Origin of the sequence: Pseudomonas sp. AU11447 (genome assembly GCF_001672555.2) — a bacterium.
Lineage (GTDB): Bacteria > Pseudomonadota > Gammaproteobacteria > Pseudomonadales > Pseudomonadaceae > Pseudomonas > Pseudomonas nitroreducens.
This window is the reverse complement of record NZ_LZDG02000089.1, coordinates 192,274-212,422: the sequence shown is the minus strand read 5'-3', so window position 1 is coordinate 212,422 and position 20,149 is coordinate 192,274. Positions and strand designations below refer to the sequence as shown.

General features: G+C 66.9%; 18 protein-coding genes. 3 read left to right on the top strand and 15 right to left on the bottom strand.

Features of this window, described 5'->3' with window-relative positions; translation table 11 throughout:
- The first annotated feature begins 6 nt into the window (after nucleotides 1–6).
- Nucleotides 7–1,053: a hypothetical protein gene (locus A6723_RS28785; RefSeq protein WP_054909524.1), complete on the top strand. Its 1,047-nt coding sequence runs from the start codon at nucleotides 7–9 to the stop codon at nucleotides 1,051–1,053.
- A 202-nt stretch (nucleotides 1,054–1,255) separates the two neighbouring features.
- Here the strand turns inward: A6723_RS28785 and mdtI are convergent, their stop codons facing one another.
- Both mdtI and A6723_RS28775 read right to left on the bottom strand, forming a co-directional pair.
- Nucleotides 1,256–1,585, bottom strand: coding sequence for a multidrug/spermidine efflux SMR transporter subunit MdtI (gene mdtI / locus A6723_RS28780; protein WP_054909525.1), 330 nt, complete (start codon nucleotides 1,583–1,585; stop codon nucleotides 1,256–1,258).
- On the bottom strand, nucleotides 1,579–1,938 hold the full coding sequence (locus A6723_RS28775) for a multidrug/spermidine efflux SMR transporter subunit MdtJ (protein ID WP_024766312.1): 360 nt from the start codon (nucleotides 1,936–1,938) through the stop codon (nucleotides 1,579–1,581). Before A6723_RS28775 ends, mdtI begins: the two co-directional genes overlap by 7 nt.
- A 472-nt stretch (nucleotides 1,939–2,410) precedes the next feature.
- On the opposite strand from A6723_RS28775, the gene A6723_RS28770 reads away from it, so the two are divergent.
- Complete coding sequence (locus A6723_RS28770; RefSeq protein ID WP_175405596.1) at nucleotides 2,411–4,069, top strand: SulP family inorganic anion transporter; 1,659 nt, start codon at nucleotides 2,411–2,413, stop codon at nucleotides 4,067–4,069.
- A gap of 152 nt (nucleotides 4,070–4,221) precedes the next feature.
- Here A6723_RS28770 and A6723_RS28765 read toward each other — a convergent pair whose 3' ends face one another.
- From A6723_RS28765 to A6723_RS28735, 7 genes are all read right to left on the bottom strand, one after another.
- The gene (locus tag A6723_RS28765) at nucleotides 4,222–5,016 is read right to left on the bottom strand and encodes an ABC transporter ATP-binding protein (protein ID WP_054909527.1); all 795 of its coding nucleotides are present in this window, start codon (nucleotides 5,014–5,016) and stop codon (nucleotides 4,222–4,224) included.
- A 25-nt stretch (nucleotides 5,017–5,041) separates the two neighbouring features.
- Nucleotides 5,042–5,803, bottom strand: a complete 762-nt coding sequence (locus tag A6723_RS28760; protein ID WP_054909528.1) for an ABC transporter permease — start codon at nucleotides 5,801–5,803, stop codon at nucleotides 5,042–5,044.
- Nucleotides 5,800–6,561: an ABC transporter permease gene (locus A6723_RS28755; RefSeq protein WP_054909529.1), complete on the bottom strand. Its 762-nt coding sequence runs from the start codon at nucleotides 6,559–6,561 to the stop codon at nucleotides 5,800–5,802. The genes A6723_RS28760 and A6723_RS28755 overlap by 4 nt, the downstream gene beginning before the upstream one ends.
- Entirely contained in the window at nucleotides 6,562–7,779 is a 1,218-nt protein-coding gene (locus A6723_RS28750) for an MFS transporter (protein WP_054909530.1), read from the bottom strand.
- Nucleotides 7,766–8,821 (bottom strand): ABC transporter substrate-binding protein, encoded by a 1,056-nt coding sequence (locus A6723_RS28745; RefSeq protein WP_054909531.1) that lies wholly within the window; start codon nucleotides 8,819–8,821, stop codon nucleotides 7,766–7,768. Before A6723_RS28745 ends, A6723_RS28750 begins: the two co-directional genes overlap by 14 nt.
- An 86-nt stretch (nucleotides 8,822–8,907) precedes the next feature.
- Nucleotides 8,908–9,963 (bottom strand): ABC transporter substrate-binding protein, encoded by a 1,056-nt coding sequence (locus tag A6723_RS28740; RefSeq protein ID WP_054909532.1) that lies wholly within the window; start codon nucleotides 9,961–9,963, stop codon nucleotides 8,908–8,910.
- A gap of 17 nt (nucleotides 9,964–9,980) precedes the next feature.
- Nucleotides 9,981–11,135, bottom strand: a complete 1,155-nt coding sequence (locus A6723_RS28735) for an LLM class flavin-dependent oxidoreductase (RefSeq protein WP_045213251.1) — start codon at nucleotides 11,133–11,135, stop codon at nucleotides 9,981–9,983.
- Nucleotides 11,136–11,474: 339 nt separating this feature from the next.
- Between A6723_RS28735 and A6723_RS28730 the strand changes: the two genes are divergently transcribed.
- Complete coding sequence (locus tag A6723_RS28730; protein WP_054909533.1) at nucleotides 11,475–12,206, top strand: class II aldolase/adducin family protein; 732 nt, start codon at nucleotides 11,475–11,477, stop codon at nucleotides 12,204–12,206.
- A 158-nt stretch (nucleotides 12,207–12,364) separates the two neighbouring features.
- Here A6723_RS28730 and A6723_RS28725 read toward each other — a convergent pair whose 3' ends face one another.
- From A6723_RS28725 to A6723_RS28700, 6 genes are all read right to left on the bottom strand, one after another.
- The gene (locus A6723_RS28725; RefSeq protein WP_054909534.1) at nucleotides 12,365–12,709 is read right to left on the bottom strand and encodes a type II toxin-antitoxin system HicB family antitoxin; all 345 of its coding nucleotides are present in this window, start codon (nucleotides 12,707–12,709) and stop codon (nucleotides 12,365–12,367) included.
- On the bottom strand, nucleotides 12,706–12,930 hold the full coding sequence (locus tag A6723_RS28720) for a type II toxin-antitoxin system HicA family toxin (protein ID WP_256234054.1): 225 nt from the start codon (nucleotides 12,928–12,930) through the stop codon (nucleotides 12,706–12,708). Before A6723_RS28720 ends, A6723_RS28725 begins: the two co-directional genes overlap by 4 nt.
- 346 nt (nucleotides 12,931–13,276) lie before the next feature.
- Nucleotides 13,277–14,467: an MFS transporter gene (locus A6723_RS28715; RefSeq protein WP_054910184.1), complete on the bottom strand. Its 1,191-nt coding sequence runs from the start codon at nucleotides 14,465–14,467 to the stop codon at nucleotides 13,277–13,279.
- 242 nt (nucleotides 14,468–14,709) lie between these two features.
- Nucleotides 14,710–16,119: an aldehyde dehydrogenase family protein gene (locus A6723_RS28710; protein WP_054910185.1), complete on the bottom strand. Its 1,410-nt coding sequence runs from the start codon at nucleotides 16,117–16,119 to the stop codon at nucleotides 14,710–14,712.
- A 10-nt stretch (nucleotides 16,120–16,129) separates the two neighbouring features.
- Nucleotides 16,130–17,725, bottom strand: a complete 1,596-nt coding sequence (locus A6723_RS28705) for a GMC family oxidoreductase (protein WP_054910186.1) — start codon at nucleotides 17,723–17,725, stop codon at nucleotides 16,130–16,132.
- A 46-nt stretch (nucleotides 17,726–17,771) separates the two neighbouring features.
- Complete coding sequence (locus tag A6723_RS28700) at nucleotides 17,772–20,060, bottom strand: TonB-dependent receptor (protein WP_054910187.1); 2,289 nt, start codon at nucleotides 20,058–20,060, stop codon at nucleotides 17,772–17,774.
- Nucleotides 20,061–20,149: the final 89 nt, after the last annotated feature.

Here is a 20,149-nt window from a genome sequence, read left to right as displayed (position 1 = left end):
GTCACCATGAAGGTCATCAAACAACTGCCGGCCGCCGCCGTCTTCGACCCTAGCGCCCGCCGTGACGTCATCCTGCCGGCCGCCGGCGAGCGGCAGAGTGCCCTGCGCAAGGGCGAGGACAAGGGTGAGAACGCCGCGCAGATGGCGCGCGGTGCGCAGAAGAGCGGCAGCTTCAACCTGCAGCTCAACCAGCAGTTGTCGTCCATGCAGTCCGCCGACAGCTACCTGGGCGACCTGCAGGACCGCCTCGGCGGCCTCAAGCTCAACCTCAGCCGCGAACTCAGCGCGCCGCAATCCCAGGACCGCGAAGTCGTGCGCCAGGCTACCCGGCAGGTCAACGAGCTGCTGGAGCAGCGCGCCCAGCGCTCGGACGGCAGCCTCGACGCCAACTTCCGCCTGCGCCTCAACGAACCGGTGCGCAGCCGTTTCAGCCTGGAGGGGCTGGAGTCGGTGGACGCGATCCAGCGTTCCGGCAAGGAAACCCTGCTGTTCAGTGCTGGCCGCCAACTCGCCGAACCGGCGGCGGTGGTCCTGGACGATGGCATGAGCACGGAACAGGTGCTGCGCCGCTTCAACGCGACACTGGGCCAGGCCGGCATCCGCGCCGAACTCGATAGCGACGGCGCGCTGAAATTCTCCGCACCCGAGGCCGACTGGCAACAGCTCAAGGGCCAGTTGGCGGTGCAGGGCGAGGGCAAGCTGTTCGCCAAGGGCAAGAACACCCGGCTGAAAAGCCAGGAAGAAGGGCTGCTGGCATTCCCCACGGAGATCAGGACCGATGCCTTCCGTGAGCAGCGCCAGTTGCTCGATTCGGTGGTCTCGGCGCTGGATCGCATCGGCGGCCTGCGCGATCAACTTCGCCACCGTCAGGACGATATCCGCGACTTCCTCGACCGCCATGCCAGCGAGGATGAGCGCGAGTGGGCGCACACCTTCGCCGCCTCGATGCTCGACCGCATGGGCCGCAGCGCGACGCATTACAGCGCAGCGGCGCAGACGGTGGTGGCGCAGGCGAATCTCAGCCGCTTTGCGGTAGTCAGCCTGCTGGCGTGATTCGCGTGGGGCTTTCGTAGGGCGGATAACGCGCCAGCGTTATCCGTCGCGAACATGCCGGCGGATAACCTGTTCCAGGTTATGCGCCCTACGATCCTGATACGCCGGCGCAAGAGCTTGCTCGCGAACCGCACGGCACCCTCTTCAAGACAACAAAAAAGGCGGAGCCCAGCTCCGCCTTTTTAGTCCCGAGCGCCAGCAATCACGCCAGCTTCAGCAGGCCCATGCCCAGCACCAGCATCGCCAGGCCGACCCAACCGCGCCACACCAGGCGCTGGCCGAACAGGGCCCAGCCCATGGCAACGGTGGCGAGGATGCCGAAGCCGCCCCAGATGGCGTAGGCCACCGACAGTTCGATGCCGCGTACCGCCTGCGACAGCGCGGTGAACGCGCCCAGCACACAGAGGATCGAGGCCACGCCGATGGCGCGTTTGCGGAAGCCCTCGGAGTACTTCAGCAGCAGGTTGGCGATCACTTCCAGGACGATGGCCAGGCCCAGCCAGGCCATCGGAATCAGGTCATGGTTCAGCATGTCACCACCTCAAGGTTCTTCTCTCGCGGGGTGGTGCGGGTGCCGGATTTCACCAGCAGGATACCGGCGATCATCACGGCCAGGCCCAGGGCCTTGTCCAGGCTCAGGTGCTCGCCGAGGAAGAAGGCGCTGACCAGGGTGATCAGTACGATGCCGATGCCTTCCCACAGGGCGTAGGCCACGCCGACCGGCACATGCTTGATGGCCAGCGACAGGAAGTAGTACGACAGGCCGATCATCACGTACATCAGCAGCAGACCCGCGACCGGGTACAGCGCATGAGTGAATTTCATCGAGGTGGTGCCAACGACTTCAAAGCCGATGGCGGCAAACAGATAGATCCAGGAACGCATGGTGGAGCCCTCCCACGGGCAGCCGCGCGCAGTCTCGCTAAGAGCATCTTTGCGGCGGTTTCGGTTCGGGTTTCGTGGCGCCGACTCGGGCGGCAATCACCTATGAGTGTTCGCCGCACTTGGCACCACCAACAGGTAGCAGCCGAAGGGAGGAGCTAGAGGTCGCCGGTCCAGTGGCGCTCGCGCGACACCAGGCGGGAAGTGGGGAGAGGTAGAGCCTTGATGTTCAACATAATGAACATATTGTGCCAAATTTCAGGTCGCCTGGCAAATCGACGGCCTCTATTCCGCGGTGAAACGCCCATATTCCGGCATTTCAAAAGCCTGCTGGAAGCAGCGCGCCGTCAGGGTTGTGCAATATTTTGTTCACCTTGTTTTGCCTGCGACAGCACGCCACAGTCATGACCTGCGCCAGGCCGTTTTCCGCTCCGGCCTGTTAGCATCCAGCATCGATATCCCGTCGGAGACTGTGATGATCGCCCTGCGAGAAGCCTGGAAGGCCGGACTCTTTGGCCGCGAACACTGGACGCGCAACCTGGTGGCCGGCGTCATCGTCGGGGTGGTCGCGCTGCCGCTGGCGATGGCGTTCGCGATTGCCAGCGGCGTGAAGCCGGAGCAGGGCATCTATACGGCGATCTTCGCCGGCGCCCTGGTCTCGCTGCTGGGCGGCAGCCGGGTGCAGATCGCCGGGCCGACCGGCGCCTTCATCGTCATTCTCGCCGGGGTCACCGCCAAGTACGGCGTCGACGGCCTGCAGATCGCCACGCTGATGGCCGGTGCGATCCTCGTGCTGCTGGGCGTCAGTCGCCTGGGCAGCATCATCCGCTTCATCCCTGCACCGGTGATCGTCGGCTTCACCGCCGGTATCGGGGTGATCATCTGGGTCGGCCAATGGAAGGATTTCTTCGGCTTGCCTGCGGTGACCGGCGAGCACTTCCACCAGAAGCTCTGGCACCTGATCCAGGCCCTGCCGCAACTGCACCTCGCGACGACCCTGCTGGCGCTGCTGAGCCTGGCTCTGGTGCTGTTCACCCCGCGCATCGCTGCGTTGCGCCGGGTGCCCGGCCCGCTGGTGGCGATGGTGGTGGTGACGGCGATCCAGTCACTGTTCCATTTCGACGGCGTGGCCACCATCGGCAGCGCCTTCGGCGGCATTCCCCAGGGCTTGCCCAGCTTCAGCCTGCCGGAAGTGACGCTGCCGCGCGTGCTCGAGCTGATCGGCCCGGCTTTCGCCATCGCCATGCTCGGTGCCATCGAATCGCTGCTCTCGGCGGTGGTCGCCGACGGCATGGCCGGCACCCGCCATGACTCCAACCAGGAGCTGATCGGCCAGGGCATCGCCAACCTCGTTACCCCGCTGTTCGGCGGCATCGCCGCCACCGGCGCCATCGCGCGCACCGCGACCAACATCCGCAACGGCGGCAACAGCCCGCTGGCCGGGATCACCCATGCGGCCACGCTGGTGCTGATCCTGTTGTTTCTCGCGCCGCTGGCCTCGAACATCCCGCTCTGCGCGCTGGCGGCGATCCTCTTCGTGGTGGCCTGGAACATGAGCGAGGCACGGCACTTCCTGTTCATGCTCAAGCGCGCCCCGCGCGCGGACGTGGCGATCCTGCTGGTGACCTTCCTGCTCACGGTGTTCAGCGACCTGGTGATCGCGGTGAACATCGGCGTGATCCTCGCCATGCTGCACTTCCTGCGGCGCATGGCTTCCTCGGTGGAAGTGCACGCCGACGATGGCCCCGAGCTGGACGTGGAGCTGCGCGGCCGTGGCCTTGGCGACCTGCCGCCGGGGGTGCTGGTGTACAGCATCGAGGGGCCGCTGTTCTTCGGTGCGGCAGAGACCTTCGAGCGCGCGCTGGCAAAGACCCATACTGACCCGAAGGTGCTGATCATCCGACTGCGCCACGTGCCGTTCATGGACATCACCGGCCTGCAGACCCTGCAGGAAGTGATCGAGCAACTGCAGCGCCGTGGCATCGAAGTGCGCCTGTGCGAAGCCAATGCGCGGGTGCTGGGCAAGCTGCGCAAGGCCGGGGTGCTGGAGGAGATCGGGGCGGGGTATCACCCCGATTTCCCGGCGGCGCTTTCCGCTGCCAGCTCGGAGGTCGCCGGCGAAACACGGACGTAGGATGGGTGGAGCTTGCGATACCCATCGCCATCGGTGGGGCTAATCGATGGGTATCGCTGCGCTCCACGCCATCCTACGTTGACGCATCTCCTGATGCTCGGTGATTGCGTAGGGCGCATAACGCCCCAGGCGTTATGCGCCCTACTCGATCATCAGCCGTGCATCAGTTCGGCCAGCAACTCTTCCTTCAACTTCGTCAGCACCGGCTCCCCGCGCTCGCGCGGATGCGGCAGGTCGACCCGCACCTCATGGCGAATCCGCCCCGGCCGCGCGTCCATCACTACCACCCGGTCGCCCAGGTACAGCGCTTCCTCCACATCATGAGTGACCATGATCATGGTGCTGCGCTGCTGCACCCAGATGCGTTGCAGTTCGTGTTGCAGGCGCACGCGGGTGAGGGCGTCGAGGGCGCCGAAGGGTTCGTCCAGCAACAGGACCTTGGGCTGGGTGATCAGCGCGCGGGCGATGGCCGCGCGTTGCGCCATGCCGCCGGAGAGCTGGTGCGGATAGGCCTGCTCGAAGCCGGTCAGGCCGACCAGCTCCAGGTGCTCGGCGACCCGCTCGCGCTTTTCGGCGCGGCTGAGCTTCTGGTTCTTCAGCGCCAGGGCGACGTTGTCTTCCACGGTTTTCCAGGGGAACAGGCGGTGGTCCTGGAACACGATGCCGCGTTCCAGGCTGGTGCCGGTCACGGTCTGCCCGTCGAGCAGGATGCGCCCGCTGTAATCGTTTTCGAGGCCGACGATCAGCCGCAGCAGCGAAGATTTTCCGCAGCCGCTGGCGCCGACGATGCTGACGAATTCGCCGGGGCGTACGTCGAGGGAGATGTTCTCCAGCACCGGCAGGCTGCGGCCATCGATGGAATAGGCCTTGCTCAGGCCCTGGATGGCCAGCGCGCCCGATTGCGCCTGCTGGGCGGGAAGGATGGCGGGGTCGAGGATCGCGTTCATGATCGAGGCACTCATGGCAATAGGGTCAGCGCAGGTTGCGCCAGCGCAGCAGGTGGCGGCTGAGGCGGGCGAACAGCTGGTTCATGGCGTAGCCGAGCAGGCCGATGCTGAGCACGCCGATCACCACGATCTCCATGCGCGAGCCGGTCTCGGCGTTCATCATCAGGTTGCCCAGGCCCATGCCGGTGGAGAGGAACAGCTCGCAGCCCACCGAGCTGACCCAGGCGAAGGCCAGCGCATGCAGTACGCCGTTGCTCAGGCTGGGCAGCGCGCCGGGCAACAGCACTTCGCGGAACTGCTGCCAGGGGCCGAAGGCATACAGGCGGCCGACTTCGCGGTAGCGCTTTTCCACGTCGCGGAAGCCCTCGAAGGCGTTCAGCGTCATCGGGTAGAAGGCGGCGAGGCTGACGATCAGCACCTTGGACGGCTCGCCGCTGCCGAACCACAGGGCGATCAGCGGGATCAGGCCGAGGATCGGCACCTGGCGGATCGTGTGGTACAGCGGTGCGAACAGCCGCTCCACGGGGCGCGACAAGGCCATGCCGGCGCCCAGCGCGAAGCCGGCGAGCACGCCGATCAACAGGCCGAGGCAGGTGCGTTGCAGGCTGGCGGCGACACTCAGCCACAGCTCGCCGGTGCGGATCAGCTCGACAAAACCGCCGCCGATGCGCTCCAGCGGCACGAAGGCGTAAGCAGCGCTGGCGCCCTGTTGCGACTGCCAGTGCCAGGCGGCGATCAGCAGCGCCGGCAGCACCAGCCCGCGCAGGCTCTTGAGAAGTCGGGTCATGGCGTCGGTCTCCAGCGCAGCAGGCGCTTCTCCAGCAGGCGGAAGGCGAAGTCGAGGACGAAGCTGATGGCCCCGGTGACGATCACCCCGACCATCACGATGTCGATGCGCAGCATCTGCCGGCTCAGCTCGATCATCTGCCCCAGGCCGCTGTCGGCGGCGAGCAGCTCGGCGGCCACCAGCACCATCCAGGCACGGCTCAGGCTGATGCGCAGGCCGGTGACGATGGGCGGCGCGGCGGCCGGGAAGGCAACGTCGCGCAGCAGGCTCCACAGCGGCAGGCGGTACACGCTGGCGACCTCGAAGTAGCCGCGCGGGATGCCCTTCACCCCCTCGCTGGCGGCCAGCGCCACGGGGAAGAAGGCGGCCTTGGTGACGATCAGGATCTTGAAGGTTTCTTCCACGCCGAAGAACAGGATGAACATCGGGATCAGCGCGATCGACGGCACCTGGCGCAGCGTGTGGAACAACGGCGCGCAGTAGGCTTCAACGGTCTTCGACAGCGCCATGGCGGTGCCGAAGACCAGGCCGCCCAGCGCGCCGATGCTGAAGCCGATGGCCAGGCGCGACAGGCTGTTGACCACGTGCTCGCGCAGCTCGCCGCTGGCCAGCAGGTCCTTGAAGCTGGCCCAGACTTCCGCCGGCGGCACCAGCAGTTGCGGCGGGAACCAGCCGGCGCGCGCGGCGATGAACCAGGCCAGCAGCAGGAGCAGCGGCGAGACAAACCAGCTCAGGCGATCCAGGGTACGCGTGGCCATTCAGCCCTCCTGGCCGAGCAGCGGCTGGGTGGTTTGCCGGCGCAGCTTGCGTTGCCAGCAGAACAGCGTAGCCAGCAGCACCAGGGGAATCCAGCAGAGGAACAGGTTGCCCAGCCCGACGAAGTGGCTGATCGCCCCGCCCAGCAGCGCGCCGGAAAAGCTGCCGGACATCGAGGCGAGGTTGAACAGGCCGGAAATCTTGCTCTTGTCCATGGCGTGCTCGCCGAGTTGGGCCATGTTCACCAGGTGGATGAGCGCCGCCGCTGCGCTGAGCAGCACGCCGCCCAGGGCCAGCAGCCAGTAGTTGTGCGCGCTGCCGAGCAGCAGCAGGGCGAGCAGTGCCGCACTGAGGCTGCCGATGTAGGCAAGGCGCCGGCCGCTGCGCTCGATCAGGTAGCCGAAGCCGAACAGGCCGAGCACCGAGGCCAGGCCCTGGATCATCACCAGGCTCACGGCCTGGCCTTGCGAGAGACCGGCGACGTCCATCGCCAGCAGCAGGATGAAGGTGCCGAACAGCGCGCTGGTGGCGGCGCTGAGCAGTTCGATCAGGCAGCTCTCGGCGATCTCGACGTTGGCCAGCATGTTGCCGACCTGTTGCAGCAGTCCGCCGGTGGCGGCCGCGACGGGCACATCCTCGCTGGGTGCCTCGCCTTCCCAGAAACCGAGGCTGTAGAAGGCCATCAGGCCGAAGCACAGGCCGATGGCGGCGAAGCCCCAGGTGAAGCTCGCCGCGCCGCTCAGCCAGTTGCCCAGCAACGGGCCGAGCAGGCCCATGCCCAGGGTCAGCGAGCCGCGGTACCAGCCGGCCTTGTCATTGCCGATGCGCTTGAGCTGGCGCAGGAATGCGCTGTTCATGGCGACGATGCGGAACGGGATGCACAGGCCGATCAGCAGCCGCGCGAAGGCCAGCCACAGCCAGCCGCCGAACAGCGGAATGGCCAGGTTCAGCAGCATCGGCCCGAGGCTGGCGAGGAAGTACACCCGGCGCGCGCCGAAGCGGGCGATGACGAAGCCGGCGGGCAGGGTGAGGATCACCATGCCGAGGGCTTCCATCGCCGAGATGATGCCGATCTGCATGGCATTGGCGCCGATGCTGATGGCGTAGAGCGTGGTGACGATCTTCGCCATGCCGATGGTGGCCCCGCTGAAGGCCGCCAGCAGCATGAAGTTGAGCAGGAAGGCGCCGGGCCTTTCGCGCGGCGCGTCAGATGGCGACATCGACTTTCCCCAGCAGCGCTCCCAGTGGGCGCGGGTCGATCCAGTCTTCCACCGAGAAGTCGCGGGCGATGAATTGCCAGCGCTGGAGGAACGCCGTGAGATCACGCAGCGCGTTGATCGAGCGCTCGGCCAGGTTGGTCTGCAGGCGCAGGTGGGCATCGTCACCGTAGGCACTGGCCACCCAGAATTCGCTGGTGTTCAGTTCGCGGGCGAGGAAGCGCCGGGTCTCTTCGGGGTGTGCCCAGGCCCATTGCTCGGCGCGCAGCACGCTGTCGAGCACCAGCACGGCGGCGTCGAAATGCTCGTCCAGCAACTGCTGGTCGACGGTCAGGGTGCGTGGTGTACCTATGTTCGCGCGCACCAGCGGCTCGGGGTGCGAGCCGACATCCATCACCACGTGCAGGCCGAATTCGTGGGCCAGTTGCAGGCCATGGGCGCCCTTGAGGAAGATCGCGTCGATGTCGCCGCGCAGCAGGCCGATCAGCTCGTTGTTGCGCTGCACCACGCGGTTGCCCTTGAGCGCTACCTGGGCGCCGAACACATGGCGTACCGGGTCGTCGCTGAAGGTGCCGCCGTAGGGGTAGTCCACCAGCTCGACGTCGCGCACTTCCAGGCCTTCCAGGCGCAGGGCGTTTTCCAGGCCGCGCAGCGATTGGGCGCGGGTGAAGTCGATCTGCACGTTGGCCCACTTCGGCAGGCCGAAGCGCCGGTGGCGTAGGTCGCGAATGCTGCGCACGCCGCTGTCCGGCGCGCTGACGATCAGTTGCACCTCGTCGCTCCACGACAGCCCGATCACCCGCGTGCGCGCGCCGCTGGCGCGAGCCCAGATCGACGGGATGTTGCCGCCGTGGCGCACGGAATAGGGCAGGTGATGGTCGAAGTGCGCCTCGCGCACCTCGCGTTCGGAGGACTCGCGCAGCGACTGGATGCGCGTGCCGAAGGGGCGGAAGGCCTGCGCCAGGCGCCCGGATTCGACGGCGATGCCGAGGCCCGTTGGGACGGGGCTGTGGGTGTACCAGAGGGTTTCCAGCGGTGTGCTCATGGGTGTCCGTCGGGGGATGAAAGCCCCCGCGCCGGCGCGCGGGGGCTCAGGTCGGGAAACAGAGGGAATCGCCCTCGTGACGTTGGTCAGCCGGCCTTTTGCGCGAGGCGGCTGCGCAGGGTTTCCAGCGGGCGCGGGTCGATCCACTCGCGCACGTCGAAGCGCGCCGGGACGAAGTTCCAGCGGTGCAGGAAGTCGGTGAAATCCTGCAGGGCGAGAATCGAGCCTTCGTCCAGGTTGGTACGCAGGCGCAGGTGGGCGTCCTCGCCGTAGGCGGTGGCGACCCAGAACTCGCTGCTGTTGGTTTCACGCGCCAGGTAGCGGCGGGTGTCGTCCGGGTGCTGGTGTGCCCAGTCCTCGGCGCGCAGTACCGAGGCGAGGATCGCGGTGGCGGCGTCGGGGTGCTGCTCCAGCAGGTTGAGGTCGACGCTCAGGGTGCGCGGCGTGCCGTTGTTGGCGCGGATCAGCGGCTCCGGGTGCGCGCCGGTGTCGATCACCGTGTGCAGGCCGAACTGCTGCGCCAGCTGCACGGCGTGAGCACCCTTGAGGAAGATCGCGTCCACTTCGCCGCGCAGCAGGCCGACCAGTTCCGGGTTCTGGCTGCGTCGGCGGCTGCCGCCGTGGCCGGTGATGCCGACGATGTTGCCCGGCGCTTCATCGCTGAAGGTGCCCTTCAGGCCGAAGTCCACCAGCTCCAGGTCGCGCACTTCCAGGCCTTCCAGGCGCAGGGCGTTTTCCAGGCCGCGGATGGCCTGGGCGCGGGTGAAGTCGATCTGCGCGCCGCTCCAGTCCGGCAGGCCGAAGCGCCGGCCCTTGAGGTCGCGCACGCTGCGGATACCGCTCTCGGCGGTGGTCAGGATCAGTTGCGCTTCATCGGCCCAGGACAGGCCGATCACACGGGTCTCGCGGCCGCTGGCGCGGGCCCAGATGGCCGGGATGTTGCCGCCGTGGCGTACCGAGTTCTGCAGCGTGTGGTCGAAGTGCGACTCGCGCACCGCCTGGTCGGCGGACTCGCGCAGCGACTGGATCTTCGTGCCCTGCTCGGCGAGGGACTCTTCCAGCCAGCCTTTCTGCACGGCGATGCCAAGGCCGGTGGGAACCGGGCAACGGGTGTACCAGAGGGTATCGAGGGGACGGGACATGTGCAGCTCCTTGTGGGTCAGGCGCGGGCCTTGAGTTCGTGGACGTCGGCGCGTTTGCCCTGCACCAGCGGCAGCACTTCCTGGCCGATGCGCAGGGCTTCTTCCAGGTGCGGATTGCCGGCGAGGATGAAGGTGGAGAAACCGGCGTCGCGGTATTCGGCGAGACGCTCGGCGACGTTCTCGTGGCTGCCCACCAGGCCGATGGTCGGGCCGGGCTTGGCCTTGCCGAAGCCGGCCCAGAGGTTGGGGCCGAGGATCAGGTCGTCGAAGCGCTCGACGTTCTGGTGGTAGGCGGTCTGCCGTGCGGCGCCGACGGAATCCGAGCCGGTGGCGAAGTTCTTGATGAAGGCGCTGGTGCGCGCATCGATGCGTTCGTACTGGCGGCGCAGCTCGCTCCAGGCGGCCTCTTCGGTCTCGCGGGCGAACAGGTCGATGCGGATGCCGAAGCGGATTTCACGGCCCTGCTTGTCGGCCAGCTCGCGCACGCGTTCCAGGTGCGGCTTGAGCTTGTCGATGGGTTCGGCCCAGTTCAGGTAGACGTCGGCGTGCTTCGCCGCGACGTCCAGTGCCGGGTCGGAGAAACCGGAGAAGTACACGCCCGGTTTGCGCACGTTGCGCAGCGCGATGGGCAGCGAGCCGTTCTCCAGTTGGTAGATATCGCCCTGGTAGGAGAACTGCTCGTTCTTCCACAGGCCGTCGATGATGTCGAGGAACTCGCCGGTGCGCTGGTAGCGCTTGTCGTGCTCGAGGAAGTCGCCGTTGGCGCGCTGGCTGGCGGGGTTGCCGCCGGTGATGATGTTCCACTCCAGGCGGTCGCGGGACAGGTGCTGGAGGATCGCTGCCTGCTGTGCGGCGTAGGCCGGCAGCGTCCAGGCGGCCTGGAAGGCGATGAGGAACTTGATCCGCCGGGTCTCGCGGGCCAGCGCGGCGGCGGCGATCCACGGCTCCGGCCCGGTGGGCAGCAGCGCACCTTCGAAGCCGGCGATCTCGGCGGCCTTGGCGACCTGGGCGATGTAGTCGATGTAGGTGAAACCGTCCGGTTCGCCGTTGGGCAGGCGGCCCGGGGCGATGTTGCCGGGGCGCTCGATGTGGCTGCCACGGTTGTTCTTGTCCGAGGCGAGATAGGGACCGTCGCTGCCCAGCGGCAGTCGCCAGAAGAATTCGGTGCTCATGGCCTTGCTCCTTTACGTTGCAGGGGCAGCGTCGTGCTGCTCGTGCAAGGTGTTGAGCAAGGGCTGTGCCCAAAGGCTGCAGGCCAGGCTGTGCGCGGCTTTCAGGGCTGTGTGCTGTTGCGGCAACAGGGCGTTTGTCTGTACAGCAGCAGTGGGTCAGCAGAGGATGCTGGGCGGGCAGCAATTTTGCCCTCTCAGCCAGGCGTGGCATCCCTCTGTTAGCTTGATTGTTTTCTAACCTATTGATTAGTATTGATATTTTTTAGTGGCACAAGTCCTGCTCAGTCACTGGAACACCGCGACGCGGTTCATCCATCCCCGACTGCCAGGAGGCACTCCATGTCCACCCTCGATCCGCAACTCGCCAGCCAGCTCGAACAGGTCCGCCGCGACTTCGCCAAGGCCTTCCGCGTGCTCAAGGAGAGCCGCACCCTCACCGCCACCAATACCTACCAGGCCTATGTGCGCGTGCCGGACAGCGACCAGGTGATCGCCGTCCATGCGCCCAACCCCTGGGCGGACGACCAGGAAATCCGCGCAGTGATCTCCACCTGGGACGGCGAGGTGATCCTCGACGAAAGCATCGCCGGAGCGACTCCGCTCAGTGGCCGTGGTGCTGGTGGCAACGGCAAGCGCTATGCGGCGATCTTCCAGGCACGCCCGGAAATCAACGTGGTGATCCACGTCCACACGCCGTACCTCGGCGGCTGGGCCAGCGCCCACCGCGTGCTGCCGATCCGCTACGCCGCCTCCCAGCGCGTGACCCTGGCCCGCGAGCTGCCGATCTACATCGACCGCCGCCAGCCGGAGCCGCTGTTCATCCTCGACCGCATTGCCGAGAACCCGCACACCCCGGCCATCCTCGAAGCCAACGGCGGCGCGACCTTCTGGGGCGAGGACCTGATCAAGGCGTCCAAGCTGATCCTGCTGATCGAGGAAGGCGCCTACTTCCAGGGCCTCGCCGAAGGCCTCGGCGGCTCCCAGGAATTTGGCCCCGGCGTGCTGGAACAGCAGTGGAAGATGACCGGCCTCTGGGAGCAGGGCCAGAAGCTGCTGGGCGCAGCGGCCTGAGTTTTCGCCTGAACTGAAAAAGCCCTCTTGCGAGGGCTTTTTCATGGCTGTGAATCGGTGGCTTTTCGTAGGAGCGAGGGGGACGCCCAGTTCTTGCTCGCGATCCGAGCCCGCCGCGGGGTTTGTTCGCGCGCAAGCTCGCTCCTACACACCCGTACTCAACCGCCGGTGCGCCTCCGAGCTGCGCGTTCGAAAACACCCTCCGCCCACTGGTTCAGGCTCTTGCCGGACGCCTTGGCCGCAATCGCGGCGGCGGCGTGAACTTCCGGACGGATGCGCAGCATGATCTTGCCGGACGCCGGCTTCTCCGGTTCCACACCGCGCTCCGCGCAGTCGGCCAGGTAATCCTCGACGGCATCCTGGAAGGCAGCATGCAGCCCACCAACGCTGTCGGCATGGAAGCTGATGATGTCGTTCACGCCCAGCAGGCGGCCGACGAAGAGGTCATCACGATCATCGAATTCAATACGGGCGATGTAGCCCTTGTAGGTCATGCGGCTCATGCTTCCACTCCGGCCCGACGCAGGAATTCCCGGGCTTCCTCGACCTGGTAACGCTTGGCCTCCTTGCCTGGATGCGGGCGATGGCAGCGCCAGGTCTGGCCATGCAGAACCAATTTCACCCGTGACCCTTCACGCTCATCCACGGTGCCGCTCAGATGCAGAACCAGAGCTTCGATGTCGGTAAAGACTATCGATGCACTGGTTGGCGTGCGGAAGATCATGGCGAGGGTTTTACGGTGGCGGTTCTGTATCCATAAATGCTATCGCCATATGATAGCACTCTGCGGTTGCCATTTCCTCGGGATGGGCCAGCCGCGTCGGATGCTTTGTAGGAGCGAGGGAGACGCCCAGTTCTTGCTTTCGATCCGAGCCCGCCGCGGGGGTTGTTCGCGAGCAAGCTCGCTCCTACACACACTCACACTCGAGGCTTTCCGGCGTGCCTTTGTAGGATGGCGTGGAGCGAAGCGATACCCATCGTGTTTAGCCCGGCCATGGCTGGTGGGTATCGCAAGCTCCACCCATCCTACGGAAAGCGCGAGAGGAAGCGTCCTGTCGATGTCGACTCGGTCAGGCGGCTACCGGCGGTTCCGCCGCGCGCCAGCGCAGCCCCAGTGGCAACAGGAACAGCGGCAGCAGGCTGGCGACGATCAGCACGGCGAAGAACGGCAGGCGCGAGGGCAGGCTGAACAGCGGGAACAGCAGCACCGGGCCGAGGAACATCGACAGGTACAGCGCCTGCTCGGCCACGCCGCCGGCGCCCATCACGTCGCCGCCACGGCTCATGCGCGGGATGCTGGTGAACACCCAGGCGACGACGAAGCTGCCAACGAAGCCCTGGATGATCTTCGCCACGATGGCGGTGGATGCCGCGATGCCGGGGATGAACACCAGCACCTCCAGCACCACCCCGATCAACGCGCCGCCGACCACGGCCAGCGGGCCGAAGAAGCGCAGGTTGAGCACGAAGCCGGCGAGCAGCCCGGCCAGCACGCTGGAGAGGATGCCGATGGTGGAGATCACGCCGATGGTCGACGGCGCAACGCCCAGGCTGTGGATGAAGTAGTCCGGGGTGATGGTCACCAGGCCCAGCGCCACGGTCAGCGGTGCGCCCACGGCCAGCGCCAGGCGCAGCACGGACGGGTCGGCGTAGAGGCGGAAGGTCTGGCGCAGGGAGTGGCGCTCGCTGCGGGTCGCCAGGTTCACCGATGGCAGCAGCGGCGTCGCCAGCAGCAGGACCAGCAGCACCAGCGCGTGGCCGCTGAAGGCGTTGCGCCATTCGCCATGCTGGCCGCCGACATAAGGTGCCACGGCGAAGATGGCGATGGCGCCGCCCAGGGGCGAGGCCACCGACCAGAACGCCAGCGCGGTGGTGCGGCGGCGGCCTTCGGTGGTGTGCACCAGGAGGGCGAGTGCGGCGAGCACCACGCTGATGTAGCCGGCGCCTTCGATGACGCGCAGGGTGATCAGCGTGGTGAAGTCTTCAGTGCGGCTCGCCAGGTAGCTGCACGCCGCCGCCAGCAACAGGCCGAAGACGATGGCACGGCGCTCGCCGACCCGCGCCACGATCCAGTTGACCAGCGGCGAGGCGAGGGCGGCGACCACCGCCACCGCCGACACTACCCAGCTGGCCCGCGAGGGGCTGACCGAGAAGGCGTTGGCGATGTCGGCGACCAGCAGGATGGTCTTGCCGTGGCACGCCGCGATGATCACGGCGAAGGCCAGGGTGAGCAGGATCGAGGGCCAGCTTCCGGCACGCATCGGGGAATCCTCTTTGAGAGTTGGGTTGGAATGGCTGTCTGTTTTCCGGGAAAGCCTGTGCCGGCGCTTTCCCCCCTTACCCCAGCCCTGGCTGCGCGCCCCGCTCCTCAGGGAGAGGGGGCAGTCCGCGCCGGCTGATGCGGTGGTTCCGCCCGGCGCCGAACGGTCTCCTTTCCCTTTTGAGGAGCGGGGCGCGTAGCCAGGGGCAGGGTGAGGAGGCGTTGATCTGGATAAGCGGCGTCTCAGCGCCGCGAAACGTTGAGCACCTGCAGCTCGCTGAAGGCCTCGTAACCGCGTTGCCCGCCTTCGTAGCCGAGCCCGCTCCACTTGTGCCCGCCCTTGGGCGCGCCGGGCTGGATGTGGCCGTGCTGATTGACCCAGGCCAGGCCCGCCTCCAACCGCCCGGCGATGGCTTCGCCGCGCGCCAGGTCGCGGGTCCACACCGAGGCGCCGAGGCCGTAGTGGCTGGCGTTGGCCTGGGCGATGGCGTCCTCTTCGTTGCGGAAGGAGATCACCGGCAACACCGGGCCGAACTGTTCCTCGTCTACCAGCGCGACGCCGGCCGCCACGCCGCTGACCAGGGTCGGCGGGTAGAAGTAGCCGGGTCCGTCGGGCCGCGTGCCACCGCTGTGGATGCGCGCTCCGTGGGCCTTGGCGTCTTCCACCAGGCTGATGACCCGTTCCAGTTGCTGCGCGTTGGTCAGCGGCCCCAGTTCCGTCTGCGGGTCGAGCCCATGGCCGAGGCGGGTGCGCTGGGCGCGTTCGGCGAGTTTCGCCAGTAGCGGTTCGAACAGGCTGTCATGCACGTACAGGCGCTTGATCGCAAAGCACACCTGGCCGCTGTTCCAGAAGGCGCCCCAGAACAGCGGTTCGACGATGGCGTCGAGGTCGGCGTCTGCCAGTACCAGTGCGGCATCGTTGCCGCCCAGCTCCAGGGTCAGGCGTTTGAGGTCGTCCCCCGCGCCGGCATACAGGCGCTTGCCGGTGGTGACGCTGCCGGTGAAGGTCACGTGGCGCACTCGCGGATGACGTACCAGGTGTTCGCCGACCTCGCCCGCACCGGCAATCACGTTGAACACGCCAGCGGGGAACACATCGCCCAGCAGTCGCGCCAGCAGCAGGGTGGACAGCGGCGTGTGCTCCGAGGGCTTGGCCACCACGGTGTTGCCGGCGTGCAGGGCAGGCGCGATCTTCAGTACCAGCAGGATCAGCGGGACGTTCCATGGGGTGATCGCGGCGACCACCCCCAGGGGTTTGCGGGTGATGCGCACCAGGCGTTCGCCGTCGTCGCGCAACTGGGTGTCGGCGGGTAGCTCCAGCTGCGCGTGGTGCTCGAAAGTGGCGGCGACGCCAGCCACTTCCTCCAGCGTCGAGCGCAGTGGGCGACCCTGTTCGCGGGTGATCAGCTGGGCCAGCGCCTGGGCATTCTCGCGTACCCGTTCGGCGGCCTGGGCCAGGCTCTGGCGGCGGACGTCGAGATCGGCGGCCCAGGCCGGGAAGGCGCGGTGCGTGGCATCCACCGCTGCGTCGACCTGCGCCAGGCTGGCGCGGGCGGCTTCGCCAACGATTTCCTCGCTGGCCGGGTCGATCACCCGGTCGTAGTGCTCGGCCGCCTGCAGGCGACCATCGATCAGCAGTTCATAGCGTGACATGGCGAGTTCCTCAGGCACCGCCCAGGATGGCGTCGGCGATTTTCTCGGCGAGCATCAGGGTCGGCAGGTTGGTGTTGGCGGTGGGGATCACCGGGATGATCGAGGCGTCGGCAACGCGCAGGCCTTCCACGCCATGGACGCGACCGGCGCTGTCGACCACGGCCTGCGGGTCATCGGCGGTGCCGATGCGGCAGGTGCCGCTGGGGTGCCAGACGCCGCCGATGTGCCGGCGCAGGTAGGCTTCCAGCGCCGCGTCGTCGGCCAGCAGGGTTTCCAGCTTCGGCCCGCCCGGTTGCGGCACGGCGAAGGGGGTAAGCACCAGTTGCAGTTCGTAGCGCGCCAGGACCGGGTGCTTGAACAGGCGCTGGATGGTGCGCAGTGCCACGCGTGCGCGTTGCAGGTCGCGAGGGTCGGAGAGCAGGTTGAAATCGACCTGCGGCGGGCTTGCCGGGTCGCGATCGCGCAAGGTCAGGCGGCCACTGGAGCTGGGTTTGTTGATCCAGAACAGCGCGTGCGCCACGCCGCGCTCGGCGTCCGCGCCGATGGCCAGGTAGAGGTCCGAGGGCGTGTCCGGATCGACGCCCGAGGACACCCGGATACCCAGTTGGTGCGAGGTGCCGGGCCGCGCCAGCACGGCGTCCGAGCGCGCGGCATCGCCCAGGGTGGCCAGGGTGCCCAGCGAGCTGTGCTCCCACAGGTTGCCGCCGACGCCGGGGCGGTCGGCGATTACCTCGATGCCCAGCTCCTGCAACTGGCTGGCCGGGCCGATGCCGCTACGCAGCAGGAAGGCCGGCGATTGCAGCGCCCCGGCGGCGAGGATGACTTCGCCAGCCCCGACGGTGACGCGCTCACCGTTACGTTGCAGTTCGACGCCGGTGATGCGCGTGCCGTCGCGTTGCAGGCCGAGTACCTGGCTGTCGGTCCACAGCGTCAGGTTGGGCCGTGCGCGCACTGCTTCATCGAGGTAGCCGCGGGCGGCGGACACGCGTTGGCCATGCTCCAGGTTTACCGCGGGGGCGAAGTAGCCGTCGTCGAACACGCCGTTCTGGTCGCCGATGTCGCGCAGGCCTTCGGCTTGCAGCGCCGAGACCACGGAGCGGGTGAAGGGCGTCCAGTCGCGGGTGGAGACGCGGCTGATCGGGATCGGCCCGTCATGCCCGTGCAGCGGGCCGGCGTAATCGGTGTCGCGTTCGAGCTTGCGGAAGTACGGCAGCACGTCGTCCCAGCCCCAGCCTTCGGCACCCAGCGCTGCCCACTGGTCGTAGTCGCGCGGCAGGCCGCGGTTGGCCACCAGCACGTTGACGCTGGAGCCGCCGCCGAGCACGCGGGCCTGCTCGAGATAGCGTTCGGGGCGCTCGATGCCTTCGGGCTGCGCGCCGTGGCGGACGCTCAGGCCCGGCCAGAAATAGCGATCGCGCAGTTCCAGGCGCAGACGGAAGGGGTTGTGGCCGTCGAGGATTTCCGCCGGCGTGGCGTGGGGTGGGGTGTCCGGGCCGGCTTCGATGAGCAGGACGCGGCGTTGCGGGTCGGCGCTGAGGCGGCTGGCAAGCACGCTGCCGGCGCTGCCGCCGCCGATGATGATGTGGTCGTAGCGAGGAGTGGTCATGTCGCCTCCCGGCCCGGCGCTCCCGCACCGGGCGCGTGCAGGGTGATCAGAAGCCGACGGAGATGCCGGCGACCAGGGCGCGCGGGGCGCCCTTGTAGTACTTCGGCGCGCCGTAGAAGTCGCCGTCGGCCGGGTCGGCGGAGACCGTCCCCGAGTTCACGCCCGACAGGTAGTGCTTGTCGAAGACGTTGTTGAGGTTGAGCGTCAGGGTGGTTTCCTTCAGCGCGCTGCCCAGGTCCTTGAGGCGGTAGCCCAGGTTGGCGTCGAACACGGTGTAGCCGCCGATCTTCTCGTTGTTCGCCAGGTCGCCGTAGAAGCTGCCGGTGTGGCGGCCGAGGAAGTTGGCGTAGAAGGTCTGGTTGTCGTAGCCGATGCCGGCACTGAACAGGTTGCGCGGGGTGTCGTAGAGCTGGTTGCCCTTGGTGTCGAGGCTGGCGCCGCCGGCGCTGTAGTCGTCGTCCTGGGTGGAACGCAGGTAGGTCCAGGAGGCGAAGTAGTTGAAGTTCGCCGGCAGCAGGCCGTTGAGCGACAGCTCCAGGCCCTTGGTGGTGACGTCGCCGGCGTTGAAGTAGGAGGTGACGCCGGAGACTTCCTCGAACGCTGCCTGACGATCCTTGAACTTGTCGTAGAACAGCGCCGCGCTGAGCAGCACGTCATCGGTGCTGTAGCGCCAGCCGATCTCCTGGTTCCAGGTGACTTCCGGTTTCTGCTTGTCGCCGCCATTGGCCTGGCCGTAGACCGAGGCCACCGCCGGAGTGCGCATGTTCGAGGTGGTGTTGTAGTAGAGCTGCTGCTGCGGGTCGAGCTGGTAGCTCAGGCTCAGGCTGGGCAGGAAACGGTTGTAGTCGGCGCTGTCGTTGAAGCCGCTGAGGCGATCGTCGCCCTTGTTCTGCGTGTGCTGCCAGGCCAGGCCGCCGGTGAGGACGAGCTGCGAGGTGATGTCCCAGGTGTCCTGCACCCAGAGCTTCTGGGTGGTGATCTCGTTGCGCTGGTCGGTGAAGTAGATGGCATTGCCGTTGCCATCGCGCAGCTTGTGGCTGCCGTCGATGCCGGCGGGCTTGCCGTTGCCCTTGATCTCGACCACCGGGAACTGGTTGCGCGCGTGGGTGTAGTCGGTCCACAGACCCAGTTGCAGGGTGTGATCGTCGTTGACCAGGAAGTCCAGGGTATTGGTAGAGCCGATGCGGTACTGCGTCGGGTAGACGCTCAGCGCGCCGGTCACCAGCGGGTCGATGCTGTCGCCGTCGCCGTTGAGATCGGCGTTGACCTTGTTCTCGTTGACCGGCACCACGGCTACGGCGGCGGTGCCGTCGGTGACGCGGACGAAGTACGGGTCGACCTTCAGCTGGACCTTGTCGGAGAGGTTGAACAGGCCATTGAGCGCGTAGGTCTGGATCTTGAAGTCGGCGCGCGAGGCCGCCGCGCTCTGGCCCGGCACGGTGACATCGGGCACGCCGTTGGTGCCGTTGCCCTTGGTGGGGTAGATGTCGCGCGGGTAGCCCTGGTCGTACTTGTTGGCGCGGTACTCGGCGAGCGTCGGGTGGTTGTAGCTGTTGGTGCGCATCAGGAAGCTGGAGAAGATGCCGTTGATGCGGTTGCCGTCCCACTCGTACTGCAGGTTGCCTTCGTAACGGTTGGAGGACAGCTCGCCGCCGCTGTTGTCCCACAGGTCGGCGGTGGTGCGCGAGGCCGAGAGCCAGGCGGAGAAGCCGTTCACCTCGCCGGTATTCACCCGCGCGAAGGTGCGGAACAGGCTGTCGCTGCCGACGTTCTGCTTCACCAGCAGACCGCTTTCCCTGGTCGGCGCGACGGACTTGATCAGCACGCTGCCGCCACTGGCGGTAAGGGTCGGGGCGTTGATCGAGGAGGAGCCGTAAAGCACCGACACCGATTCGTAGTTTTCCGGGTCGCCCATGAAATCGGCGTGGGGCGTGAGGAACTGCGGGTCGTTGAGCGGAATGCCGTCGCGGACGAAACCGATCTGGTCCTGGGAGAAGCCGCGGATGTTCAATCCGCCTTCGGTGATGCCGCTGTTGTCACCGCCGCTGACGTGCACGCCGGGCAGGTATTTGAGGGCGCCGGTGACGGCGCTGTCGAGGCCGACGAACTTTTCCAGCTGGGATTTTGTTAGGGTGCCCTTGGAGACTGGGGCGACTTCCTTGCGGGCATCGCCGACCTGGGTTTCCTGGCTTTGTCCCTGGACGGTCACGGTACTCAGCGTGATGCCTTCGGGGGATTTCGAATCATCGGAAAGTGCAACTTCCGCGTTGAATAGCAGGGTGCTGGATAATGCTATTGCCAGCGGTTTGAGACGGAACTCTCTTGCATGCTTCATGGCAGTCACTCGGGGCTTTCAAGTCGTTGTGAGTGAGCTAGAGCAAGCTCTGTGCCATGCGTTTTAGAGCGGTTTCAGGCAGTTTTCTG